This is a genomic window from Flavobacterium sp., from assembly GCF_025352425.1.
GTDB lineage: Bacteria > Bacteroidota > Bacteroidia > Flavobacteriales > Flavobacteriaceae > Flavobacterium.
Genome location: NZ_JANXTI010000015.1, coordinates 1 through 2,510, shown reverse-complemented (window position 1 = coordinate 2,510; position 2,510 = coordinate 1). Strand labels below are relative to the sequence as shown.

Genomic DNA, 2,510 nt, shown 5'->3' with positions numbered 1-2,510 from the left:
TGGATTTTGAGGCAGTGACGATTTTGGATAGGGCTTGTAGTGTTGGAAAAGTACTTCGAATTTATATCTTTGCGCGATAGCGGAAAAGCGCGTGATTTGAATAATTGTGTTATCTTTTTACAAAAATCATTAGAAAATTTAAAAGAGCTGGGCATATTGGTTTGAGAAGATATGCTAAAAGATTCTTTATTTTTAAATTAATAAATTTAATATGAATTCTAAAATTATAACAATTCCAAAAGTAGAAAATCCGTCAGGGAACTACGCCATAATTGAAGGGGCGACTCTGCCTTTTGATATAAAAAGGGTTTATTATCTGTACGACATTCCCAGCGGTTCTGAGCGGGGAGGCCACAGCCATATCGGGCAGCAGGAATTTTTGGTAGCCGCATCGGGAAGTTTCGACGTTATATTAAAAGACGGGGCTGAAGAGGTGAAAATCATCCTAAATAAACCCGACAAAGGCCTTTTAATATACAAAGGAGTCTGGCGTGAGCTCAATAATTTTTCAGCGGGCGCGGTTTGTCTTGTCATGTCGTCCGACATCTTTGATGAAAGTGATTATATAAGGGACTACTCTGAATATCTTAAATCGATCTGAACGAATAATTTTTTTCGTTGAAATTTTACAATAATCTTATAATCATTAATGATTAACTTAGTGTTCTAATAATTAAGTAAATTAAAATGGACACGAAAGACAACAAACAGAACCCGAATATCGATAGGATCGAGGAGGATAAAAAAGACATATTTCCGGGTTATCCGACTTATCCGCCGAGCGAAGATATCTATAACAATGACCATAAGGAAGAGGACATAGATCCTGAAGACGTTAACAAAAAGAAGGATAGGATAGAGTATGTCAAGCCCGGGGAACTGAACGATAAAGACTTCCGAGATGATAAGTCGGGCAGCGATTTGGATGTTCCGGGCTCGGAACTAGATGACGATATGGAAGATATAGGAAGTGAGGATGAAGAAAACAATGAATATAGCATCGGCGGCGATAATCATAATGATTTGGATGAGGATAACGGATAATAAAAAACTGAGAGAATTACGATAATAAATGTTTAAACAGCAAACTCCCGAAGTGATTCGGGAGTTTTTTGTTTGGTAGTAAAGGCTTTCAAAATAGGAATGAAAAGATTCTTTATGTCAAATTCTGTCGTGAAATCTTTTGGCAGTTTGACGTCTTTTATTTCCGTCTCGTGATTTTTAAATATACCCTTTTTAAGTCCCGTTCGTGCTAAAGCTTTATTGGCGACATTAAGGCTTTAGCCCGAAGTAATGTGAGGATACACAATTTAATTACAACTCCGCTTTTCTTTAGAAAGTTAAAAGTAATTAGATGGCTTCGAAGGTATAATTTCAGGCATAAAGTGCAATTTTAAATATAAAAACGAATATTTCAATGGTTAAAGTAAATAGTTCAGGACCGGGCACACCTTTTTGTAAATTCAAAAATATTATTAATGGCTAATCCAACAACTGCCAGTGCGGGATTGATTGAATCCGGCTCTTTTCATTGTTCTTAATAGCCAGCAATTCACTGTAAAATGGCGCGACATGGTGTAGTATTTACTTGGAGTGCTAAATTATATTTGTCTTAAGAAAAAAAGCAAGGAAGGTTTTGGGGTGTAATTAATTTTATATTTGCGATTGAACGAATCATATAAATAATGAAAAAAAATGCTATTTTACTTGTGGTTTTGATGCTGGCAGCTTTGTCTTATGGACAAAAAACTGATGTTCCGCTGGATGTAAAAAATGCTTTTGAGAGGCAGTATCCTACTATAAAAAAGGTAAAATGGGAGAAGGAGAAGGACAATTATGAAGCCGGATATGTGGTTGACAAAGTTCGGCATTCTGTTTTGATGGACGCAAAAGGAAAGATTATAGAAACCGAAACCGGGATTCAAATCAGTCAGCTTCCGGCAAATGTGCGGGAATATGTTATAAAACATTATAAAGGACAAAAAATAAAGGAGGCGGCAGAGATCAGGGACGCCGGGCAGAAGCTTACCTTTGAGGCCGAGGTTAAAGGCATGGATTTAATATTTGATAACAAGGGGAATTTTATTAAAGAGACTAAAGATTAATTAATGAGAAATATACTGATTTTATTGGCGCTGACTTTTTGGATTTCAAACTACGGCCAAGGGTACAAGGTAACAAAGAAAATAAAAGTGGCCGGTGAAGAAGGCTGGGATTATCTTGCAGTAGATGAGGCTGCGCAGCATTTGTTTGTTTCGCACGGAAGCGTGGTTAATGTTGTGGATTTGAAAACCGATAAAACCATTGCTACGATTCCCGATACGAAAGGCGTGCACGGGATTGCGATTGCGAATGATTTGAAAAAGGCATTTATCAGCAATGGAAAGGACAATTCTGTCAGCGTGGTTAATTTGGTCACTTTCGCGCTTATTGAAAAGGTAAAAATAGAAGGAGAGAAGCCTGACGCGATTTTATATGATCAATTTTCGCACAAGGTTTTTGTATTTAAC

4 protein-coding genes are annotated in these 2,510 nt (G+C 37.0%); all 4 read left to right on the top strand.

The window, feature by feature from the left end:
* Positions 1–211: 211 nt before the first annotated feature.
* Positions 212–601 carry an FdtA/QdtA family cupin domain-containing protein gene (locus tag Q0Q99_RS02050; protein ID WP_293890694.1) on the top strand — a complete coding sequence of 130 codons (390 nt, stop codon included), beginning with the start codon at positions 212–214 and terminating at the stop codon, positions 599–601.
* Positions 602–687: 86 nt separating this feature from the next.
* Entirely contained in the window at positions 688–1,044 is a 357-nt protein-coding gene (locus tag Q0Q99_RS02045) for a hypothetical protein (RefSeq protein WP_293890691.1), read from the top strand.
* A 641-nt stretch (positions 1,045–1,685) separates the two neighbouring features.
* On the top strand, positions 1,686–2,105 hold the full coding sequence (locus Q0Q99_RS02040; RefSeq protein ID WP_293890688.1) for a PepSY-like domain-containing protein: 420 nt from the start codon (positions 1,686–1,688) through the stop codon (positions 2,103–2,105).
* 3 nt (positions 2,106–2,108) lie between these two features.
* On the top strand, positions 2,109–2,510 hold a 402-nt coding region (locus Q0Q99_RS02035; protein WP_293890685.1), incomplete at its 3' end, for a hypothetical protein.